Source organism: Thermoplasma volcanium GSS1 (assembly GCF_000011185.1).
GTDB lineage: Archaea > Thermoplasmatota > Thermoplasmata > Thermoplasmatales > Thermoplasmataceae > Thermoplasma > Thermoplasma volcanium.
Genome location: NC_002689.2, coordinates 221,801 through 244,600, shown reverse-complemented (window position 1 = coordinate 244,600; position 22,800 = coordinate 221,801). Strand labels below are relative to the sequence as shown.

Here is a 22,800-nt window from a genome sequence, read left to right as displayed (position 1 = left end):
AATACCGCCGCTTGTTGTAAAGGCATCAATTATTTCAGCAGGTTTATCCAAATTGAATAAATAGTTTTACGGAGAAGAAATATGGGTTCCGGTTTGAATGCTGAAAGACCCTGCCTGAGCAAGTGCAAAGCTAGACACTTGTATAGGATTGAATATCGTTATCCTGCCGCCAGGCTGCCCGCCGATGATCAAATTGCAATGACCGGGAATCAACGTCTGATTGAGAACTTTTTCATAGAAATTCGTTGATCCTATCATCTATGTATTTTTCTACCTCATTTATTCCAGATTTCATTGCTTCGCCTATATCATACTGTTTTTCCTCGTATATGGATACATCGTAGTTATCGGCCTTCTCTATGAACTTTATACCTCTTGATTCCGCGATTTTCAAGAAAGCTGCCTTCCTTGCTCGATCTAGGCTGGATAGGGACCTATACGTAACGAAGACCTTAGAGGTTGAGCTGTACTTTAAGGCAATATCGTGATACATATATACGTTCGAGTCTATGAATATTTCAGGTTTTTCCTGCAGATCTGGATAAGTTTTGTCTGGAAGACAGTAAATTCCTTTTCCTTTGTACTTTTCTGAAGTTATAATTTCTACTCCAAGTCGATCCAGCACTTCCTTATAGTATTCTATAAGCCTGTTGAACTCCTTCCTTTTTGCCTCATCATATATCGTGTTAAGTTGGCCGCCTATTTTATCGTCCTGTTCATACAAGGTTACGCTAAGGCCGTTCAAAGCCGCAAATCTGGCAGCTTCAAGCCCCTTTACACCGCCACCAACGATGACTACATCGCCGCTAAGCTTCCTTAACTGCCTTGGAAACGCAAAGTAAGGATTAACTGTGCATCTCACTTCGCCATAGGCTAGGTTTCTGCATGCTTGGTTGCACCTTATGCATGGCCTTATATGCCCGTAGTTATCTATCACCTTCCTCGCAAAGTACGGATCTGCAAGTACAGCCCTTCCGACAGCGACAAAATCTGCTACTTTGAGAACGTTTCTTACGTCCTCTGCAGTCGTAACCGAGCCTACGAGAATCGTTGGCTTATTGGATCCGCCTGGGAATTTTGAAAGTATATGTGTATGATTGGAATAAAATGGTGCTGATGAACCTGGCGGATCGTTGTTTCCAGCTGAAAAGTGCACATAATCGATATTAACAAGGGACTTGGCAACCTTTATGCCATAATCTGGGCCGTAGCCGCCAACTTCATCTTCATAAAGGCTTAGCCTAATGCCAACTGGAATATCGACCTCAGACTTCACTGCATCTATTACCTCTTGCGGGAATTTGATCCTTCCCTCCAACGAACCGCCGTATTTGTCTGTTCTTCTGTTCCAGTACGGTGAAATAAACTCATCAACAAGGTAGCCATGGGCACCGTGTATCTCAATTCCATCGAATCCGGCCCTCCTAGCTATTGAAGCAGCTCTCTCATAATTTCTAATAACTCTTTCTATGTCTGAGGAATCCATCTCCCTTGCGTTTTTATCGAAACTTGTCTTAGATGGTGCGATCTTGTAACTTGATGAGGGCAGAGCCTTGGCCCCCGCATGAACTAGCTGAACGAATATCTTCGATCCATAATCGTGAACAGCTTCAGCCAATCTGCTAAATTTTGGTAAAAATATATCGTCGTATATGCCAAGCTGATTTCTAGATCCCTTGCCAGATTCGGGATCTACGTAAGTATACTCTGTGATAATTAGGCCAATACCACCCCTAGCGCGTTCACGCATATACGAAATATAGGGCTCACTAGGAGACCCGTCTGAATTTGCAATGTTGGATATCATTGGTGCCATTACTATCCTATTTTTGATTTCCACGTTTCCTATTCTGCCTTTATCTCCAGGATTAACCACTTCTATCAGCTCCCAGTCAAAACTTTGTATATAGACGATATGTCTTCTTCGCTGTGTCCTGAAGAGGCGAGATACCTATAGAACTGCAGGGCAATTGAGGCCGAAGGTATAGGAACGCTCTTGCGCCTTGCAGTATCCTCTATTATCTCGAGATCCTTAAGCATATTCTTCACTGAAAACTGCGTGCTGTGATCGCCCGCCATCATCTTAGGTACTTTTAGTTCTGAGGTTGGCGACCTTGCACTTGAATACTTGATAAGTACACTTGAAATGACATTATCATCTAGACCTGTAGATCTACCGAACCTAACTGCCTCCGCAAGGGCCTCCATATATGATCCAAGAAAGAGGTTGTTGACAAGTTTAGCGTATAGGCCGCTACCATTTGGCCCAACATAAACCACGCTTGTTGCCGTAGCTCCCATTAACTCTTCGATTAATCCTACGTTGTCTCTCGGCCCACCTATTAAAACTGTAAGGCCTTTCTTTTCAACTACAACGGAAGTACCAATCACTGGTGCATCGTACATCTCTCCCCCTTTACTTTCGATGTCCTTGGAGACCCTTATAGATGTTTCGGGTGATATTGTTGACATATCCACAAAGATTTTGCCGGCTGCATAATCCATGGCCTTGCTGTAAACATCTATCACAGATGAATCGTCATACAACATAGTAACTATTACGTCGTTTGATTTTACAGCTGATTCTATGTCTTTGTAAAATTCTGAACCGAATTGCTTAGAAAAGGCCTCAGCTTTTTCTATCTTGCGGTCAAATACGCCGTTGAGCATACCGGCCTTCTTAAAATTGGCTGCAATTCTGTATCCCATTATGCCAAGACCTATAAGTACTACCTTCTTTTCCATGCCTGATCATTCTTTCGTTTTATTTATTTATCAGGTTTCTATCCATTCACTTACTGTCCTAGTATATGGCCTAAGATTAGAAAATATGAATCTGAAAATGATGAAAATACAAATTATTTCTCTGTTGGCTTTCCTACCATACCTGCATACCTCTGGCGGATATCTTAAATATCAATTTGCGTATAAGAAGAAAGATGAATTTTTACGAGGAAGACTTTAAGGTGTTTTCGTCCTACCTTGATGCAAATAAGAAAAAGATAAGGGATAGCCTCTTAATGGATGAGAATTCTCCACTACGGAGGATTTACGATAGGCCATTTTCAGATCTCTACGTTGAATATTCAGGATCGCGTTCTCGCCCTGAAAATTTAAAAATATCTGCTACAGACAGCAGTGAATTTTCAAGGGAGCTCTACAGCGGCAACTTCTTCATTCTGGTACGTGGATACACAAGGTTAGGAGATTCCATCTACAATAAGCTGGAGGTATCTTTTCTTTCAATAGGTCCGGAGGATGTCAAAAAGGAGACCATGATTATGATGGAGAACGTTGAGCACCTCTCTATGCTGGAGTGCCTAAAGAAAGAAAACCCTGATTTTATGCTCGTAGACGGTTCCATACTTTCAAGGATTTTGAGATGTGAGAAATACCAGTCAAGCTTAGACAGGGAAAATGACTACTGCTTAATGTTAAGAGAGCTGCTTGAGCAGAGAAAGAAATCAAATTTTGCCATAGCATTCGTATCAAAGTCTTCAAGATCAACACTGATCAGGAATTCTATTCTCGACCAAATAGAGGATAAAGCCCTAGCTAATTTGGAGAGGAATAGCAACCACTTCGATCACTTCCTGGTAAAGTCACTTGCTAAGAAGCCAGGGTATACGAAGCCTCTTGAAACATCAATCAATATAGGAAACTTCTCTGATCACGTTCTTGTTACAGATATACTTCCTAGATCAGAAGATCTTCCCATAAGAGTTGAGATGATCGGAAACCGCGATCGTTTCGAAGACCTAGTTGATCTTATGTTTTGGAGTTACGGCGGCTATAAGGTCTATAACATATGGCTATCAGAGGTTGATAACCTAGTCAAGTTCAGGAAGAGGGAAGTTGAGACTGTTTACCTGAAGGAATTTGAAAAGGAGATAGGTCTCCCATTTTATGAAACAAGAGGTGAAAGGCGTGCAAGGACAAGAATATGAGATAGGACTTACAGTTGGGGATAACAGGTCGGATATTTTCACTTTTGTTATTTCACCGGAAAGCCAAATTAGAAAGTGGGAATACGTCTATATAAAGGCCGGTGAAACAAATCTGCTGGGCAGGATAGAGGATCTTCTATCAAAAAGCGATTTGCTGAACGATAGGATGGATTACGAAAGCGTAAAGAAGTACACTACATCGAATATAAAAGACAACGTTGACATTTGCGTGGTTAAGATCATAGGCGCGGTAAAAGACGGTATTATATCAAGATCGAGGTACCTCATTAGGCCAGGCCAACCTGTCTTCAGGGCTACCAAAGAGATGTTAGAATCAATATTTAAGTTCGATGACCAGCGATCACTTGAGATAGGTTACTTAGCAGACCAGCCAGACGTTAAAATATTTGCCAATATAAACGGCTTGCGGAGGCATCTATCAATAATAGCCCAGACTGGAGCTGGAAAGAGCCACACTGCTGGAGTTCTGATGGAAGAGCTTCTAAAGAAGGGTGCTTCTATCATAGTTCTCGATCCGCACGCTGACTACGTGTTAATGAAAAACAGCGACAAGGCCATCTACCGCGACAATATAAAAGTCTTTAGGACGCCAATGAGTACAGGCCGCTATACCGCAAAGCTAGGCAAGGTGGACGAGTTCACCATCAAGTTTCAGGACCTTAACGATGAAGAGGTACGCGAAATAATGGGCATACACGAAAACTTTGTCAACCAATCAAAGATAGTAAAGGACGTAATGGAAAAACTCACCGGTAGGAAGGATGTAGACGAATTTATACAGAAGAGCGAGCAAATAGATACAGAGAAAAGGATAGCTGCGAGGATCAAGTACCTAAAGAAGATAAAAGCTATATTTGGAGACAAAACTACGGATGTATCGGAGTACCTTGCACCTTCAAGAATGAGCGTTATCGACCTGTCCGGACTGGATCAGAGCCTTGCAAATTACTTTGCTTATAAGGTAATAAGCCAGGCCTACGATGCAAAGGTAACCGGTTCCTTCGAGTATCCGGTATTCCTTTTTATAGAAGAGGCGCATAACTTTGCCCCGCCAATGAAGGTAAAAGGATCGGGCGTCTCGCAAATGTTATACGATACCATAAAGAAGATTGCTGCGGAGGGAAGAAAGTTTGGAATTTTCCTTGTAATAATTACGCAGAGGCCTGGAAAGATCGATCAAGATGTGCTCAGCCAATGCAATTCACAAATCATACTTAGGATAACAAATCCTTCAGATCAAAAGGCTATACTTGAGAGCAGCGAAAATATAAGCGAATCGTTGATGTCGGATCTGCCATCTCTAGATGTAGGAGAAGCCATAATTGTAGGCGAAATTGTAAAAATGCCCGTTATAGCAAAGATAAGGCAGAGAGAAACAGAAGAGGGCGGTTTAGACGTTGACATAGTTGAAATGCTTCAAAAGGCAAGGATGGAAGCTGAGAAAAGGAATGACCCGCGTGCAATAGTTGAAAACGTCAAAAAATTAATGGAGTGATCTTTGTGGTAAGGTTTCTGCACATGTCCGATACACATATAGGCGCTAAATCCCTTACGATTGAGGAAAGGGAACAGGATTACTACGACACTTTCCAAGAAGCTGTAGAAATCGCAATTGATGAGAAGGTTGATTTCATCATACATTCCGGCGACCTCTTCGATACCTGGATACCCGGCAACCGTTCTATGAAGGTTTTCAGAGATGCGATGATGAAGCTTAACGATAGGCAAATACCTGTTTTCTACGTTTTCGGAGATCATGATCGCCCGCGGAGAAACTCAGAGAGCGCCGCTGGCATATTCGACTTCCTCGGATTGCATATACTGGGGAGAGATGAGTTCGCAGGTATCGAGAGGGAATTTAGCGGAATGAAGGTATTCATAGGCGGCATATCAAATATGAAAGGATACCTGAGGAACCAGCTCAAGGAAGAGTATAAGAAGGCTGAATCAGCATCCACCGGCTATAAAAATTCCATACTTATATCGCACCAGGCTCTCGATCCAATATTCATACCAGAGCAGTGCGAAGCTAAGGTCAACGACCTTCCAATGAACTATTCCTACATAGCCATGGGCCACCTGCATGATTTCGTTGAGCGTGAGATAGGCCCTCTGCTCTCGTATCCAGGATCGACGGAACTGAAGAGCGATAGGGAGATAAATGGCCTATTAAAGATGGGAAAGGGCATTAACGTAATCGATCTCGATAATGGAGTAGCAAGCCTTCATCGAGTGAAGCTGAAAAAGGTAAGGTATCAGTTCAAGGTTGAGAGCGATCCTGAGAACTATTTAGAAGAAATAAAATCTATTCTGGATAAATACGCGAATGCCATTGGAGAAAAGAAGCCAATCGTTAACTTGATCATCAATGGGCAAATATCTATGGAAGAGGTTTACGAAGATCTCAAAAAAATAAATGGGGCGATTTTCAACAGGCCGCAGATATTAAAGATCGTTGATATGCCTAATGTCCCCAGTGGTTCGTCAGAACTAAGGGAGTACTTTCAAGCATTTCTTAAGGATCAAAAGCTTACAGATCTGGCTATGAAGGTATTCCAGCACACTGCAGATGGGGATAAAGAAGCCATAATAAGGGAAGCTGCAGGTGAGGCCATTGATAATTGAGCGCATACGCCTTAGAAATTTTCTTTCTCACAGTGATTCCGATATATACTTCGATACTGGAATTAACATGATAATAGGGCAGAACGGCGCAGGGAAATCTAGTATCGTGGACGCCATCAGGTTTGCCCTCTTTTCAGACAAAAGAACAAGAAGAACCGAGGACATGATTAAGAAAGGAGAAAGATATATGGAGGTAGAACTTTATTTTAGAAGCGAAGGCCACTCATATAGAATACGCAGGACAATAGAAAGGAGAGGTAAAAGCATTTCAACTGATGCTGAAATAGAAAGAGATGGATCTATAATAACGAGAGGAGCAAGCGATGTTTCAAATTATGTAGAAAAAAATGTCCTAAATATTAATAAGGATGTTTTCTTGACCTCAATATTTGTAAGGCAGGGTGAGATGGATGCCTTAGTATCTAAGGACCCGGCCGAACGGAAGAAAATATTAGATGAAATACTAAATATAGATAGACTCGAAGCCGGATATTTATTGCTAAAGGAAGTGATAGATGATCTCACCGCGAATGTTTCTGATTACGATTATCTTAAAAACGAACTTCAGTCAAAAATAAACGAGATCGACAATAACAACAAGCAGATAGAAGAGCTTGAATCAAAGCTAAGGTTAATCGAACCTGAAATAAAGGCCCTAGAAGAGGAAATAAATATAAAGGAAAACAAAAAGGATCATCTTAATGAGGAATTGCACAGATTAAATGCGCAGCTTGAAACGATAAAAAAATATGAAATGGAACTTGCAGAGAGCCAAAGCAGGAAAGCAAGCATAGAGATGGAAGTTGTGAAACTGCCATCCATAGAGGAGGAACTAAAAAGGTTAGAGAATAATGCAGCTGTAGTTAAGCGGAACGAGATAATAGAATATATCAACTTAAAAAAGGATCTCGGTTCGCTCAGCGAAATCATAGAGGGATTAAAGTCGGATTTGAGTAAATATGATGAAGCTCATCGGAAATTAGAAGATCTGCAGAGTTTCCGAAGTGAATTTTTAGAAAAAAAGAAGAGGAAAGAGGATTTGGATAAGTTGAGGTCTTCCCTGAAAGAAGATGAAGACAATTACCAAAGTGCTGTAAGGAATATTGAAAATATAAAGAAATGGATAGAGAATGAGGAAAAAGAAATAGAAAGAATGAGTGCATTCATTTCTGAAATCTTGAAAATTCAAGAAATTACCCCTGAAATTATAAACAGCAGGAGGGCCGAGATAAATTCTTCTCTTATGCAGATCGAGGGAAAAATAGCCTCATTGAATGCCTCTATAGATGCGATGAGATCGCATAAGATGGAGGTAGAGGAAAATGCTGCAATGTTAAGCGGAAGAGGTGTCTGCCCGGTATGCGGGACGCATCTAGGCACAGAGAAATCAGAAGACCTTGTAAAGCATTATGGTGAAGAGGCGTCTAGGCTTGAAGAAGACATCAATAAAACGGAAAATGAGATAAAAAAATTGGATGAGGAGAGAAAACACCAGAAGAAATTGCTAGATAGAATAAATGGGAAGGACGTTGAAAGATTGATCGCATCTTATAATCTGCTATCGTCCAAAAGGGCTGAGCTGAAAAAGTTTATGGATGATGAAGCAAGGTTAAAGGAAGCACACTTAAAAGCCGAAGCTGCAATATCCCAATACAACAGCATTGATCTAGGTGATCTTGAGGCTAAAAACGAAGAATGGCTCAAGGCAAATGCAGTTATTTCAAGCATAGACATAGAGAACATAAGATCGAGATTTGAAGAAAAGAACAAGCAGTTAAACGACATCATTAAAAGAATGAACGAAATCGAAGTTAATATACCGGATGTTGAGAGTTATAACGAAAATTCTCTCAAAAGAATTGACGAAGAGCTTAATTCTCTTCGCAACAAAAAGAACGAGTTGTATGCAAAGAAAGCAGCAATGGATGAGATTCAAAAGACAATCGAACACTTTAAGGAAGAGATATCAAAGAAAAAAGGGATAGAAGATAGCCAGGCAGAGGTAAACGCACAACTTTTGCAGATTAACGATGATCTAAAACAATTGTCCAGTAGGCTTGATAAAATAAATGTAGATCAATATGAATGGAAGAGTTTACATAAAGTTCTTTTGCAGGATAATGAAAAACTGAACATCGCAGTGGCAGATATCCGAAAAAGACTAGAAAAGAAAGAAACAATAATCAAGGCAATAGCCGATCTTAAGAGGGTTAGAGAGGCCTTTAGCAAGGACGGCGTACCAGCCATAATTAGGAAGAGCGCATCTGAGTTCATTACAAACCAGACTAGGCAGTACATTCAGAGGTTCGAACTTGACATAGATGATGTTGACGTAGATCAGGACTTCAACATAACTGTCTTCCGTGGTGGCATAGCAGAAGGCATAGATTCCCTAAGCGGCGGAGAACGTATGGCAGTCGCATTTGCGCTGAGAGTTGCAATTGCTCAGTTCCTAAATAAAGACGTTAGCCTGCTGGTTATGGATGAGCCTACTGCCTTTTTAGACGAAGACAGGAGGAGCGATCTTGCTAACATAATAGAGTATTCGCTTAAAGATTCCAGCGGCATACCACAGGTTATAATGATATCCCATCACAGGGAGCTGCTTTCTGCTTCAGACTTAGCCTTGGAAGTAAAGAAGCGTAACGGCAGTTCGATAGTCGATGTCATACGGTGACAAAAAATAATTCGGCAATAGGAAAAATACTAATGCGAAACTTTCCTTCCTGACTACTGGAAGACTTAAATACGAAGCTAAAATCCCGTTCACTTATCATGCATGCCTAGCAATAAGTGGTTCATCAGCTATCTTATGTCGAGCATGGCCTCAGGCTTGACAAATCCTATGATCCCTCTCTTCGTAGTCGTTTATTTGCATTCAAACGTTTTCTTTGTCGGTGTTGCATCAGCTGTTTCTTCAGCCGCCTCTGTACCGGCACTAATATTTTGGGGAAACCTTTCAGATAGTTTGTCCAGAAGAAAAGTCTTCATACTCATTGGTTTCTTCGGAGCTTTTGCCTCATTCCTCCCGATATTCTTTGTGCGAAATATATATGAATATATGGCCATTCTTATATTATTCCAAGTCTTGGCTATGGCCAGTGTACCAGTTTCAACTGTAATGATATTAGAACAGAACGACAGGTCTCAGTGGCCGCAGGTCATTTCAAACTTCAGCATGATATCCGGCGTTGGTTCTGTCATTGGGCTAGTCATAGGCACGGTTTTCATAACACTTGAGTATAGCCCGTCGGCTTTACCGCTGGTTTACATTTTGTCATCTATCATTTATTTGATCGCAGGAGTAACTGCGATAAAACTTATAAGTGAGCCAGGAAGGCACATCACAAGGAATGATGTGCCCCTGCATACTTTTAGAGTTGTAGAAAGGGCCAGGTATTTCCCTACTTCGGTAATCCACTTCCTAAGCCTTAGTTCTGGAAAAAATGGAGAGAACCTTGACAAAAACGTTTTCCTGTTCATAACAATGACTGCATTTCTAATGTTTGGTTTTCAGCTTTTCTTTGTGCCTTACCCTGTTATGGTAATAAAATTTGGGGGCAACAATATCCTTATATTCGTAATGTACGCTTTAAACTCCCTATTATCAACTATATCCTTCATGTTCACTGGAAGGATCGTCACGAGGCTTGGCGGAAAAACTTCCCTATTCATTGCAGTATTTTCAAGAGTCATTATATTCTCTGCCGCTGCGGCCATACCGATGTTCCTATACGGAACCTACGCACTAGTATCAGCAGTTGCAGTCTACGCTGTCCTTGGTGGAATTTGGAGCATAATAAGCGTTAGCCAGACGAACTACATATCAAGGAATTCAGGCCAAAAGGCACGTGGAAAGGCCATCGGCCTATACAACTCTCTACTCGGTGTAGGCCAAATCCTTGGCGGATTGACATCCGGGATAATAACAACTCTATACGGATATTCGATCGATTACATAACATCAGCATTAATAATAATGGCTGGGCTAGTGATAATGATGAAAATATACAGGGGAGAAAAGATCTTCTCTTTTTCTAAGGCAAGCCCAGACAAATATGGACAGTGCTAAAGGCCCATTGATCCACGGAACTTCTCCCTATCTATTTTTATGCCGTTAGGAGTTATCATTATCATGTTCTTTGATACTCTTGCAACATCTCCGTTTATCTCCTTGCCAATAGTAGCGCATTTTTCCATTATGCGCCTTGATGCCATCTCATCAGAAACTCCAGATATGTCCACAATGAGTATGTTTCCGGAGTATGGATATTTCACCGTCTCAAGAAGATCTTCGTAACTGTATACTTCTGCTACCTTCACTATTTTATGGTCTTCTGAGGACTCATCTGGCGGGAATCTAACAAGATCGATGTACTTTACCTTTGCATCAGTCTTCTTCTGATCTTGTTTTCTCTTGAAAAGCATGATTATTGATCTTATGTCTATATTTAATCTCTTCCAGTGATGCGCTTTACTCGACAATATTTAATAAATGAACATTTAAATATAGCAATAGGCTAACCGCACTTTGATCAATTTTGCCAGTAGTTCATCCAACAGTACACAGAAAGCCGCGTATACTTTCGAATTTCTCGGATCTATCTCTTTATTATATTTCGTATAACCTCTTCGCATTTTCCAACGGCCTTTTTGGGACATTTATAAATATATTCTTTTTCTCGAAGTTCAACTTAATTAGTGTTGTTGAATACCAGGCCGCCATACAGGGCACGCAAACTCTAATGTTTGTATTCAGCGGATACCTGATCAGAATCCTCAATGCAAAGTACGTTTACTCCATTGGAAACTATGCTCGTTCATTGATAATATTTGCACTGATACTTGCCAAAGGCCCTCTCTTTAACCCCATCATTTTCGGCCTTATCTACGGCATCCCTTCCGGTATATTTTGGTCTGGAAATAACACACTGAGCCAGGCAGTAACAAGGAGCAAGGACAGATTCGGATTTCTTTCTACAAATTCTACGATAGCGGGCGCTGCAGGGCTTGTTGCCCCTCTGCTTGCAGGCTTTATCATCTCAATTTCATACGGCCGAGGCTTGGAAAGGTACAGTACGGATTTCCTAATTTCTGCCCTGCTGCTCATCATTGCTGGAACAGTTGCGATCGCCATTAGAGAGAAAGGTGAAGGCAGATGGAAGTACAGGGCAAGGAATACAATAATAGGGAGGGACGAAAAATACTCCAAGTTTAAAACTTACTTTTTCCTATCAAACATTCTAACTATAACCGTATCTACAATCGTGCCCCTCTATATTTTCTCCCTCACCAAAAGCTACGTTTTGATAGGTTTTTTCGGTACATTCCTGTCTCTTGTTAATTTGATATCTAACGCTACTGTGGTCTCGCTGCGCAGGATCGTACCGAACATAAGCCAGATATCTATCGTTGTAGTTATGCTCTCTTCCCTGCTTTACTTCATACATGTTTGGAATAACGTGGCTTCAGCGTACGTAGCCTCCGCTTTGATAATCTATTTTATGGTTCCACTAAATAACTCCGCAATGAGTAACTTTATGGGTTTCCTCGATGGCGTGCAGAGGACAGCTGTTTACTGGATAAATAGGGAGTATTATCTCGTTTCCGGAAGGATATTCTCTTTTGCCGTATTGGCTGTTCTTTCGTCCCTAGGGTTCCCTATAGGCCTATTGATGTTTTCATTGCCTGTCTTCTCTCTATCCGTACTTGGTTTTATTAAGGTATCGAAATGAAATTTTATTCCGATACACGCTTTATAAATAAGGCGAATAAATTGTGGAAGCCGTCGTGCCATGTCTTTAATTTAGGCTTGGTTATGCGGACGCCGTACCTGATCGGTATTTCAATGAATACGCCATGCCGAACAGCCTCGATTTTTATGTTCTGGGAGAAAGACATCCCGTATCCTAGATTCTTCATCTTTTTGTAAAGTTCCGATCGGAATATCCACATCCCGCTCTGTGAATCAACCATTCTAACCTTGAAAAGAATGCGTATGGTAAGATTAAGCACCATATTACCAACGTAGTGTAATGTAGTATAGTTTGTGCTTGTACGAAAGGTTATCCTGTCGCAAGAGATGAAGTCTACTTTATCGAGTATTAGTATTTCGATCAGCGGCTTTACTATATCGGTTGGATACGTACCGTCACCGTCCATGCATACTATTATGTCGCCCTTTGCAGCTGGTATGCCTGTCTGATATGCCCTTCCATAGCCTTTCCTTGGTTCCTCTATAACCGTGGCTCCCTTGCTCTTTGCTATCTCCTTCGTCTTATCGGTTGAGTTTGTATCTACGAGTATAATCTCGGCATTGGGAAAATTTTCATGTATGCCGTCTATTACAGAACCTATAGTTTTTTCTTCGTTTATGGTTGGTATTACAAAGCTTATCTTATTGTCCTCAATGATCGACATCGAAGCACCTTAAATTTGGTAAGCATACTCCACCCATTATAATAATTTATGCGTATGTTATGTTAGGTGTATCTATATTATTATGTGATATTAATTTATAGGAATTATTTTTAAAAAAGATTTCATGATAATCATTATAAACTAGTTAATGATATACCATTATGTCTCTTGTAAACAAAGCGGCTCCAGATTTCGAAGCTAATGCCTTCGTTAATGGAGAAGTAAAGAAGATAAGGCTGAGCAGCTATAGAGGGAAATGGGTAGTTCTGTTCTTCTACCCGGCAGATTTTACGTTCGTATGCCCGACTGAGGTTGAAGGATTCGCAGAAGACTACGAGAAATTCAAGAAGAAGAACACAGAAGTGATATCAGTTAGTGAGGATACCGTATATGTGCACAAGGCATGGGTACAGTACGATGAGAGGGTGGCTAAGGCAAAGTACCCGATGGTAGAGGACAGGAAAGGAATAATAGCAAGGGCCTACGATGTATACAATGAAGAAACTGGAAATGCCCAGAGAGGGCTCTTTATAATAAACCCGGACGGGATAGTGAAATACGTTGTGATAACAGATGACAACGTCGGCAGGAGCACAGACGAGACCCTCAGGGTTCTTGAAGCTCTGCAGTCGGGAGGGCTATGCCCAGTGAACTGGCACGAGGGAGAGCCAACACTGAAGGTTTAAACCTTCACCTTTTTTTTAATTTTCTTATATATATTAATAGATGCATAGGGAATAATTATAATAGAAGCTATGAGAGAGAGCAGGTAAGTATAGGCATTTTTCGGCACTTCATTGTAGTACGGCCATTCGCCGTAGAGACGCATTATATTTAGCTTTATAAGGCCGAGCCAGGGTATCTGCCCATAAGCAACCGCAACTACCTTTGATGGAGGTACAGGCGGAAAACCGAATATATTCTGATCTGCAGCAATGTATGCATCATACTGCGACAAAAACTCTTTGGAAGTAGCGAGGTTGTGATCGCCGACAGTTATGAAGCCACTCTCGTTTTCCATGCCCTTCAGGCTGACGAAGAGGTTTCTTCCGTTGTAACTGCAGTTGTAGATGATCACGTATTCCTTCGTTACCTTGATCCAGCTTTGGCCATGGTATCCGTATACAACAGGATTTCCATTATCCCAAGTTAGGTAAAACATGGCGCGGTGGATAATTATCTCGCCATCCGGGGCATTATACAATATTACATCTCCATATTCGCCGTAAGTTTTGAAACCAATGGATCTGCCATCAACGTACGTTACTATGTTATTTAGTGGATCATTAACCTTTTTGAGCAATACTATATCGCCAGTGTTAATAACGCCCGGCTCCCATGAGCTGCCGTGCTCCATGCTTTCAGATTCTACAACTGAAAATGGAGGCCATATCCCGCCATAAATGGTTGCTGCTAACACGAATATTATTATTGCCACTACGAATAGATACGCTATGTTTTTCCTAATTAAATTACGAGCGGACACTTAAGGGGTAATATGAACTAATGTATTTTACTTGTTTGCATCAACATCAAATATACCTTCTTGTTTTCGCTCTATACCAAATGGATTTATATATGCAAGAATCCCTAACTTTATTATAATGCCTCGATTTATACAACTATGTATTTTGTTGCCACCATAGGAAAGCTCCACGGTAAGATAGCTGGTTACGATTACCGAACTCTTTACAGGTATGTAATGTCACTCAATCCAACAAAAATATACGTAACTTATTTGACGCATTCAGACTATGATTCTGGAAACTATGGAGAAGAAATAAAATTAATCATGTCCGATGAATCACTATCCGAGAGAGTATCATTTTGTGGCGCTGATGAAAGCAAATATAAAAAATTCTATGAAGATTATGTAAATATAAACAAATCTTCACCTGAATTTGTTGTTAAGCTAAACGTACTTGACATAATAAATACTACTGTTAACTCCTACCTCGAAAGCTATTGGAAAAGCGCTGAAACTGTAAACTCAGAGGTGACTGATTCCTTATTCCGTGCCAAGCACAGGCTCATGACGGCTATGTTTCCAGAAATGGAGCTGGAAACATGGGAAAAGAAGCACAAGGAGATACTTGAAAACATAGATATGACTGGAGTTACCCCAAATACGATGATTCTCTGCCCAGCAGAGAGCAGGTACTGGTTCATAGATCACTTCGGAACGACATAATATATAGAAGGTTATATCAATAAAATCCCGTTTATCGCCGTTAAATTAATTATTGCAGCTATGCGTAAATAAGTTTAAATCCACAACAGGATGCCTTGACGGTATACTTTTGAGCGTTTCCTCCTCTCACATTCTTAGGGTAGCAAGAAAGAGGCCAGTCATAGTCGTCTCATCCGCCCAATTCATAAGGGTGCTTGCTAGGTCGCAAATATGGATATTTGTCCCAATTTACTTGACAGAGATAAGGCACATACCAGTATACTTTATGGGCGTGCTTTTCTTCCTTACGGCAGTTATAGCACTGCCTTTCTCTGTTTACGGCGGAAACCTTATAGACAGAATAGGCAGAAGGAGAGTCGCTGTCTTAATACCATTCTTAGTTTCTATTCTCCTCTTCTTGACTTCTATATCCATAATGCTCAGAATGCAGGCAATTTATATTATTATAGAATTCCTTAGCATAGAACCGCTATCAGTAGTGCAGTGGATAGCAGACAGCGTTATAATGGCGGACGTTACTTCAGAGGACGAGCGCCTCGATGGATTTGGCATACTTAGGATAGCTGGAAACATAGGTTTTTCCGTGGGACCGGCGATAGGTGGCTTCATTGCACAGTATTCCTACGCTTACATATTTCTTGCCAGTGCAATAGGGGCGCTTATAGAGTTCATCCTTTATTTTGCATGGATAACGGAAACAGGAGTATACTCACGTACGAATAGGAAAATCAGCATACCTTTCAACGACAGAGCCTTTATGCTTGTTGCCTCTTTAATAGGCCTTTCATATTTTGTTTCTGGACAATGGGGAACAACCCTAACCCTTTTCCTATCGATAGTTGACAAGATCACAAATTCAAGCGTAGGTATCTTGTATTCAATAAACGGCATAACTGTAGTATTATTGCAGATACCTATCATAAGGCTCATAAGGAAAATGGATGGATTCCAACAACTAGCCATAGGAAGCATCGTATACGCGTCTGGGTTTTTTGCGCTCGCCTTCTTCAGTTCTTTTTGGATAATAGCGCTAGACGTCGTCGTACTTACCATAGGCGAAAACATAGTATCGCCGGTATCAAACTCCATAGTTGCAAAACTGGCCCCTCCAGATAAAAGGGGGGAATACTATGGAGCTATGTCGTTGTTTGTTGGCTTCATCTCACCTATAGCTCCGGTGCTCGGAACATCACTTCTCTACAGGTATGAATCTAACTCGTTGTTCCTATGGGGCCCCGTGTTTTTGATTGGTATTATAGTTGCAATTGCAACTCTCATGATAGGGTCGAAGTTGAACAAAGCGTCCAATACATCGTATATTACCAAGAGTAATTAGATGAATTGTTGATTCGTACATTCAGAAATAGTTTTATAGATAATGTATATAGCCTGCTATAATGAATGGCGCTACAAAAAACGTTAGTTTCGAAAATTCTATTACCAACAGTAATTTAATAGAAAACGAAGAGCGAAAGTTCCGCAGAAAGCTTGGCCTTCTTGATCTATTCATGATAGGCATAACAGGCGTCATTGGATCTGGCTGGCTTTTTTCTCCGCTGTACGCTGCAAATGCAGCCGGTCCAGCATCCATTGCTTCCTGGGTGTTAGGCGGGGCTCTTGTCTTGATGGTAGGTCTAGTGTTCTCTCAATTAATGCGATTTAAGTCCGAGGCCGGAGGATAACTAGGTATCCTTACTATACTAATGGAGCTTTAGCAGGAACGATAACCGGATGGACTTTATGGCTGGCGTACTCAATGAACCCTCCAAGTGAATCAAGCGGCTTGGTCCAGTACATGTCTTCTTACGTGCCAGGCCTATATATCAATGGAGCTCTTACTCCTGTAGGCCTAGCAATTGCGATATCATTTATGGGACTGTTCGTGCTGGTAAATTATTTTGGTGTTGTAATATTTTCTAAGATAATAAATGCCATAACTGCCCTGAAACTGGTTGTTCCTACTATAACTATGGTCACTCTTTTCCTTGTCTCATTTAAACTTAGAAACTTTAGTGCATATGGAGTTGCACCTTATGGCCCGTTTTCAGTGGTATCTGCTATTGTAACCTCAGGCATAGTTTACTCATACCTTGGTTTTCAGGCTGTAATTAACCTAGCTGGCGAATCCAGAAACCCAAAGAGGGATGGGCCTCTTTCCCTGATCCTTGTTATCATATTTTCCGTTGTGTTCTACGTTGTTCTGCAAATAGCCTTTATAGGCTCCGTACCTGCGTCCGATATATCCAAAGGATGGGCATTTCTTTCATTGCCTTCTCCATTTGCAGACATTGCAGTTTCATTTAATATGTTCTGGCTATATACACTAATAATAGCCGATTCGATCTATTCGCCATCAGGCTCATCCATGGCTGCAGTTGCATCAAACTCAAGAAACCTTTATGCACTTTCAAAAAATGGGACTCTTCCATCGTTTTTTCTTAGAGTAGATAACAACACAGGGATCCCACGAAGAGCGCTTCTTTTTAATTTTGTTATCTCATTGATTGTTCTTGTTACCTTAAAGAGCTGGCACCAGATAATCGAAACTTTAGGTATACTCCTACTGATATCTTTTATAGGGTCAGCGGTATCTTCAGGGGTTATAGGATCGATAAAAAGGTATAGCAGCATAAAGATGCCATTTATCGTTATTGTATCCGCGATAGTTTTTGTATTTAGCGGCCTAATCATATCGATATCTTCTTTTTCGAAAGTGCTGGTAGTTTCACTGCTATTAGTTCCATCTCTTCTGCTATTTGCTGTATCCTCTGGAAGGGGAAATCGGGTCATTGCAGATGTAAAGGCTGGCTTATGGTTCATAATTTATGTTATGGAGATAGCGATCTTGTCATTTATATACAATGAACATTATGTATCAGGATACATTTTTCTTGGAGCCTATTTGCTATCATCTACCATAACTTTCATTCTGGCTCGCAGATCAGGAGTTAAGTTCATGCATCAGGCTGGAGAATACGATATAGCAGAAATTCCATAAGCAAAAAGAATAAATGATTAAAAGAAATTACCCCTAAAGCTCCGGTGGTGTAGTCCGGCCAAGCATTAGGGACTCTCAATCCCCCGACTCGGGTCCAAATCCCGACCGGAGCACTTTAAATCTGATCTTAAGCGATTCATTATGAAGTTTTTCACGTATCATAAATAGTTATAACGATATATAAATCGTATTTTATGAAAAAATATTTTCGTTCATTGATGCCTACATATCGAAAAAATCGCCTCTTTTGAATATGCTTCATATCATACTATTGTGGCAGAACTAACATACATGTTTTTAATAAATTATACTTACTGCATTCAATAGTATAAGATATAATTCATGCATATTTCGCTATAGACAAAGCAAAATCTCCCTCATAAATTGTCTTTTCTCCACAACTGCTCAAGATTATTTCACCTTCTAAAGTAACTGGCTTCTTGGCAATTGCAACCTTTATTATCGATTCACCGCTTAACCTAGTTATATATTTGCATTCCTGAGTCTCTTCTACAGTTATTATTCCGGCACTACCTGTGTGATACATTCTTCTGATTTCTCCAAGTTTTTTTAGGAATTGAAGCATATCTTCATCCATATTGTCCCAAGGAAAACATCTTCTGTCATCAGGATCTCGGCCCCCGTCAAGACCAACTTCATCCCCATAGTAAATCGTAGCAAATCCATCGAACATAAATAATATTGAATAGGCAAGCTTGACCTTTTTTTTATTTCCCTTGAATGCCCTTAATATCCTTTCAGTATCATGTGAATCAAGTATATTCATAACATTCTGCTGAATAAGCGGACCATAAGATATTATCATATTTTGAATCATATTATAAAACTCGGTTATATTTATTTCTTCACGGACAAACTTTATAATCGCATTTCTTAGATAATAATTTGTAAAGCTATTCCAGTATCCAGATAGCATGAACATTGATGGAAGACACCATGCTTCCCCTATGTGCAGCATCTCATTTCCAAATTCTTTGACAGCTTCTAAAAAGAATTCAGGGTAGATTGAGTGTGCAACATCGTATCTAAAGCCATCTACTCCAAATTTGTTCTTGTAGTATTTCATAACGTCTATGCAGAACTTCCTTACCTCTGCATTCTTGTGATTTAACTTAGGCATGCGCCCAACTCCCATAAAAGTTTCGTATAATGGTTTTGTTTTTCCTTTTGCTCTACCATCAAATACTGCTGCGCCTTCACCATGAAATATGTACCAATTCCAGTATTTAGAGTTCTTTCCGTTCTTAAGGGCATCCAAAAAATAGGGGAAATCCGTTGAGGTATGGTTGAACACCATGTCTGCAACTATTTTAATACCGTTTTCATGAGCTTCGTTGACTAACTCGATAAAATCCTGTTCACCGCCAAGCAATCCGTCTATAGAGAAGTAATCGTCAACATCGTACCTATGATTCGACTTGCTTTTATATACTGGATTAAGGTATATCGTATCAACATTGAGGGCCTTAATATAACCTATTTTTTCGGTTATCCCCCTCAAATTTCCTCCAAAGAAGCTTGAAAAAGTAGGTTTATCTCCCCATCTTGATAGTGTTGGCAGATGCGGGCCTACTCTAAAAAACCTATCTGGAAATATGTGATAAATGATCTTTGATCCGCCTTCGTGTTCGATGTGCACTTTTGGTGAGAAATATCCTTCCTTAGGTAACCTGGAATTATCTACTTCAAAATAATAATCTGACATACCATCAAAAACATACTCAACTGCATCAAAAGTATCAAAAGATGCTCTTCGGGAATATACAGGTTTTAAAGTATCTTTCGTAAAAATAGATACGGAAATGCTGTGTTTTGGTACTGCTATTCGAACGTCCATAAGTTTTTTGTCAATAATCGCGCAAAACTGTGCATAATCTGGATTGTGATAAGGTTTTTCCAACCATATTGAAAACGAGTATGAGCCGGATCTATTCTCAGCTTCTCTAAGGATTTTATACTGATCGATAGCTATCTTGAAATGGTACTTTCCAGGTATAAGATTTGCAATTTTAAACTTTAAATCATCTGTTGTTTCGGAGACAATACTCCCTTCCCCAAAACAATTAAAATCACCTTCCGCATAAGCAGTGTCAAAGTGAATTTTTTTGTCCGAAGAAATAAGCACTTCATTAAAGAACCCATCTGATTTAATTATTTTTACCTCTACCATTGATAACAAATAGAAAATGACCTTTTATAACACTTTGTTTCTGAATTTTGTAAGCATTTATCAAGTAATGATTTATTTGTTGAAAATATACACCACGGGAAATGGTATTTGCTTCTTCAATTAAGGACGTTATTATACGGTTATTCTTGGGAAGTGGAACGACTGAAGAAAGAGTAATGGATCTTTCAATAGGCGATGGAGTATTATGGGCAATATACAGTTCACTAACTCAGCAATATGTTATACCCCTTGCCATATTTTTATTCGGTACTGTTGCTCCAGTAGGCTTTATCACTGGAATACCTCTGCTTGCAGTTCCGTTTTCTCAGCTCTCAGCATATTGGATTCTCAAAAAGATAGACAACTTAAAAGTTGTAACAATAATTACTACATTTCTTGATAGGTTACCATGGCTTTTAATTGCGATATTGATTCTGTTCAGGCCGGCGTACTTCCTCTATATATTCATAGCACTACTTATAATTAGGGCATTTTTTGCATCTTTATCAGGAACCACATGGACTCTTTGGGTTCCAGGGCTGATATCTGAGGAAAAAAGAGATCGATATTTTTCGGTTAGAAACATGGCTATGAGGGCTTCTGGCCTAATAGGTTATTTTATAGCAATGCTAGTATTTATATTTATAAAATTCCATGGGTTCGACTACTTCACCATATTTACGGTTTCCTTTCTATTTTCTTCAGCTTCAATAGCTATCATGAAAAAAATACCAGAAGCAAAGACCAATGATGTTAAAATTACATCGAAGAAAACTTACACCTCCCAAAAATTTTTTATTCTTTTGTTTACAGTATCTATTTTTGCACTCGGATACAATTTCTCTCAACCTTATATCTTACTTTTTATATTAGGAAAGGATTATTTAAATTCTAGCTCTATTATTTATACCTTTTTACTTATAGCCGGAAGCTTAGTTTTCATTGCATCTCAGAAGCTTGGTTACAACCTTATCTCTAGATATGGATATGGAAAATCGCTACTTATTTCTTCTATTATTCTGTCAATGACTGTTTTTGCTTGGATATTTGTAAGGAATATTATCGAAGCTATGATACTATTCAGCTTATCAAGTATACCCGTTTCTGTGTATTCATTATCTGGATTCAACTTTGTAGTAAGTGGTTCTGGTGGAGAAGGCAGAGTAAAGAGAACCTCGCTCTATACTTTATTTAATAGCATTTCAACGGCAGTAGGCCCGATAATAGCGAACCTAGTTTACGTAAAGGTCGAAAATATTCTTGATATCTTCTTAATATCGTCTGCAATTCTTATGGTTGCTGCTGTATCTTCCTGGTTAAACAACAAATGATCGTACTATTTATATTCATGCCATCTTTGAGTTTCTTCTTATTCTTTTCCATTCATCTCCTTTAAATCTTTCTTCTTCCTCTATACGGCCTACTTCAGCATATCCATAGGCTTCCCAGTATCCATCCTTATACTCTGGAATAAGCTCAATTTCTGTGATCCATTTTGCACTCTTCCATCCGTACAGTTGGGGGAGAAAAGGCCTGGCAGGATATCCATTTTCTTTCTTTAACGGAGCTCCGTTCATCGATATGGCTATAATAGCCTTCTCATCCATAGCATATTCAATCGGTACAGGCGTTGAATAACCATCCGCCGACCAAAACATAACCCATCGTGCTTCCCTCTTCGGCCCGCTATTTTCTATTATTTCCTTTAACGATGGCCCTTTCCAGACGATGTCTTTTATAGACCACCTAGTCACGCAGTTGAAGTCAGATATGTACTCCAGCTGTCTCATGCTCTGTAAATCAGAAAAAGAATAACATTTTACCTTATCCACCAAGCCATTCACACATAATTTCCATTTTCTTATATCTATGTCAGGTTCGCCTAAGGCATCGTATATTATGAAATTCTTAATATAGCGTTGTCCAGGATTTTTAACAGATATTCTATCCATAGAGAAACATTTAAACAGTATATATAGAGTTACTTTAACATCTCGGCTGAAAAATCTATTTATAAAAAGACCGCATGTAAAAGCATGAATGCAGAAGTTTCCAATGGTTATGTAAAATCTTCTGAAGAGGTCAAAGGAGACGTTATGGATGGTGGTGCAGTTATTAAATGGTTAATTACGCATAAAAACGGTGCAAAAAATTACTCAATGAGGCTCATAACTGTCCAAAAAGGAAAGTCGACGCCTCACCATCACCACGACTACGAACACGAAATATTCATAATATCAGGGAAAGTTAAAGTAAAGCTAGGCGAACAGGAGTATATGGCTGGGCAAGATGATTTTATATTCATACCGCCAAATGTGGAACACGGAATGAATGCAGAGGAAGATACAAGGATGATATGTATCGTCCCCATAAAGGCAGCCAAAGTGTTATTAGGCGAGTAAGAAAA

At 39.9% G+C, this 22,800-nt stretch carries 20 protein-coding genes and 1 tRNA gene; 14 read left to right on the top strand and 7 right to left on the bottom strand.

Annotated features, from left to right (window positions below):
- Positions 1-232: 232 nt before the first annotated feature.
- Together TVG_RS01215 and TVG_RS01210 are read right to left on the bottom strand one after the other, a co-directional pair.
- Entirely contained in the window at positions 233-1,876 is a 1,644-nt protein-coding gene (locus TVG_RS01215; RefSeq protein ID WP_010916488.1) for an FAD-dependent oxidoreductase, read from the bottom strand.
- 5 nt (positions 1,877-1,881) lie between these two features.
- Positions 1,882-2,745, bottom strand: a complete 864-nt coding sequence (locus TVG_RS01210) for an NAD(P)-dependent oxidoreductase (RefSeq protein WP_010916487.1) — start codon at positions 2,743-2,745, stop codon at positions 1,882-1,884.
- 194 nt (positions 2,746-2,939) lie between these two features.
- On the opposite strand from TVG_RS01210, the gene TVG_RS01200 reads away from it, so the two are divergent.
- The 5 genes from TVG_RS01200 (at position 2,940) to TVG_RS01180 (ending at position 10,665) form a co-directional block, all read left to right on the top strand.
- Positions 2,940-3,947, top strand: a complete 1,008-nt coding sequence (locus TVG_RS01200) for a DNA double-strand break repair nuclease NurA (RefSeq protein ID WP_010916486.1) — start codon at positions 2,940-2,942, stop codon at positions 3,945-3,947.
- Entirely contained in the window at positions 3,928-5,463 is a 1,536-nt protein-coding gene (locus TVG_RS01195; protein ID WP_241760297.1) for a helicase HerA domain-containing protein, read from the top strand. The genes TVG_RS01200 and TVG_RS01195 overlap by 20 nt, the downstream gene beginning before the upstream one ends.
- Before the next feature lie 5 nt (positions 5,464-5,468).
- Positions 5,469-6,593 carry a metallophosphoesterase family protein gene (locus TVG_RS01190; RefSeq protein WP_241760296.1) on the top strand — a complete coding sequence of 375 codons (1,125 nt, stop codon included), beginning with the start codon at positions 5,469-5,471 and terminating at the stop codon, positions 6,591-6,593.
- The gene (locus TVG_RS01185; RefSeq protein ID WP_010916483.1) at positions 6,583-9,270 is read left to right on the top strand and encodes a DNA double-strand break repair ATPase Rad50; all 2,688 of its coding nucleotides are present in this window, start codon (positions 6,583-6,585) and stop codon (positions 9,268-9,270) included. The genes TVG_RS01190 and TVG_RS01185 overlap by 11 nt, the downstream gene beginning before the upstream one ends.
- 102 nt (positions 9,271-9,372) lie before the next feature.
- Entirely contained in the window at positions 9,373-10,665 is a 1,293-nt protein-coding gene (locus TVG_RS01180) for an MFS transporter (protein WP_010916482.1), read from the top strand.
- Here TVG_RS01180 and sepF read toward each other — a convergent pair.
- The gene (gene sepF, locus TVG_RS01175) at positions 10,662-11,021 is read right to left on the bottom strand and encodes a cell division protein SepF (protein WP_010916481.1); all 360 of its coding nucleotides are present in this window, start codon (positions 11,019-11,021) and stop codon (positions 10,662-10,664) included. The genes TVG_RS01180 and sepF overlap by 4 nt on opposite strands.
- Before the next feature lie 113 nt (positions 11,022-11,134).
- Between sepF and TVG_RS01170 the strand changes: the two genes are divergently transcribed.
- Positions 11,135-12,328: an MFS transporter gene (locus TVG_RS01170; RefSeq protein ID WP_010916480.1), complete on the top strand. Its 1,194-nt coding sequence runs from the start codon at positions 11,135-11,137 to the stop codon at positions 12,326-12,328.
- Positions 12,329-12,332: 4 nt separating this feature from the next.
- On the opposite strand, the gene TVG_RS01165 is transcribed toward TVG_RS01170, so the two are convergent.
- On the bottom strand, positions 12,333-13,013 hold the full coding sequence (locus tag TVG_RS01165; RefSeq protein WP_010916479.1) for a glycosyltransferase family 2 protein: 681 nt from the start codon (positions 13,011-13,013) through the stop codon (positions 12,333-12,335).
- Positions 13,014-13,174: 161 nt separating this feature from the next.
- Here TVG_RS01165 and TVG_RS01160 point away from each other — a divergent pair, with 161 nt between their 5' ends.
- Positions 13,175-13,699, top strand: a complete 525-nt coding sequence (locus TVG_RS01160; RefSeq protein ID WP_010916478.1) for a peroxiredoxin — start codon at positions 13,175-13,177, stop codon at positions 13,697-13,699.
- On the opposite strand, the gene TVG_RS01155 is transcribed toward TVG_RS01160, so the two are convergent.
- Complete coding sequence (locus TVG_RS01155; protein WP_010916477.1) at positions 13,696-14,499, bottom strand: S24/S26 family peptidase; 804 nt, start codon at positions 14,497-14,499, stop codon at positions 13,696-13,698. The two genes, TVG_RS01160 and TVG_RS01155, sit on opposite strands and share 4 nt — an antisense overlap.
- A gap of 138 nt (positions 14,500-14,637) precedes the next feature.
- Between TVG_RS01155 and TVG_RS01150 the strand changes: the two genes are divergently transcribed.
- The 5 genes from TVG_RS01150 to TVG_RS01135 all read left to right on the top strand — a co-directional run bounded on the left by TVG_RS01150 (position 14,638) and on the right by TVG_RS01135 (position 18,315).
- Positions 14,638-15,204 (top strand): hypothetical protein, encoded by a 567-nt coding sequence (locus TVG_RS01150; RefSeq protein WP_010916476.1) that lies wholly within the window; start codon positions 14,638-14,640, stop codon positions 15,202-15,204.
- Positions 15,205-15,313: 109 nt separating this feature from the next.
- Complete coding sequence (locus TVG_RS01145; RefSeq protein ID WP_010916475.1) at positions 15,314-16,540, top strand: MFS transporter; 1,227 nt, start codon at positions 15,314-15,316, stop codon at positions 16,538-16,540.
- 61 nt (positions 16,541-16,601) lie between these two features.
- On the top strand, positions 16,602-16,886 hold the full coding sequence (locus TVG_RS08740; RefSeq protein WP_052268456.1) for an APC family permease: 285 nt from the start codon (positions 16,602-16,604) through the stop codon (positions 16,884-16,886).
- Between the two features lie 74 nt (positions 16,887-16,960).
- Positions 16,961-18,202, top strand: a complete 1,242-nt coding sequence (locus TVG_RS01140) for an amino acid permease (RefSeq protein ID WP_052268455.1) — start codon at positions 16,961-16,963, stop codon at positions 18,200-18,202.
- 38 nt (positions 18,203-18,240) lie between these two features.
- Positions 18,241-18,315 (top strand) — tRNA-Glu (locus tag TVG_RS01135).
- Positions 18,316-18,542: 227 nt separating this feature from the next.
- On the opposite strand, the gene TVG_RS01130 is transcribed toward TVG_RS01135, so the two are convergent.
- Positions 18,543-20,393 carry a glycoside hydrolase family 13 protein gene (locus TVG_RS01130; RefSeq protein WP_010916473.1) on the bottom strand — a complete coding sequence of 617 codons (1,851 nt, stop codon included), beginning with the start codon at positions 20,391-20,393 and terminating at the stop codon, positions 18,543-18,545.
- 101 nt (positions 20,394-20,494) lie between these two features.
- Between TVG_RS01130 and TVG_RS01125 the strand changes: the two genes are divergently transcribed.
- Positions 20,495-21,724, top strand: coding sequence for an MFS transporter (locus tag TVG_RS01125; protein ID WP_010916472.1), 1,230 nt, complete (start codon positions 20,495-20,497; stop codon positions 21,722-21,724).
- 15 nt (positions 21,725-21,739) lie between these two features.
- Here TVG_RS01125 and TVG_RS01120 read toward each other — a convergent pair whose 3' ends face one another.
- Complete coding sequence (locus TVG_RS01120) at positions 21,740-22,345, bottom strand: sulfite oxidase-like oxidoreductase (protein WP_010916471.1); 606 nt, start codon at positions 22,343-22,345, stop codon at positions 21,740-21,742.
- An 84-nt stretch (positions 22,346-22,429) separates the two neighbouring features.
- Here TVG_RS01120 and TVG_RS01115 point away from each other — a divergent pair, with 84 nt between their 5' ends.
- On the top strand, positions 22,430-22,795 hold the full coding sequence (locus TVG_RS01115) for a cupin domain-containing protein (protein ID WP_010916470.1): 366 nt from the start codon (positions 22,430-22,432) through the stop codon (positions 22,793-22,795).
- The last annotated feature ends 5 nt before the right edge of the window (positions 22,796-22,800 follow it).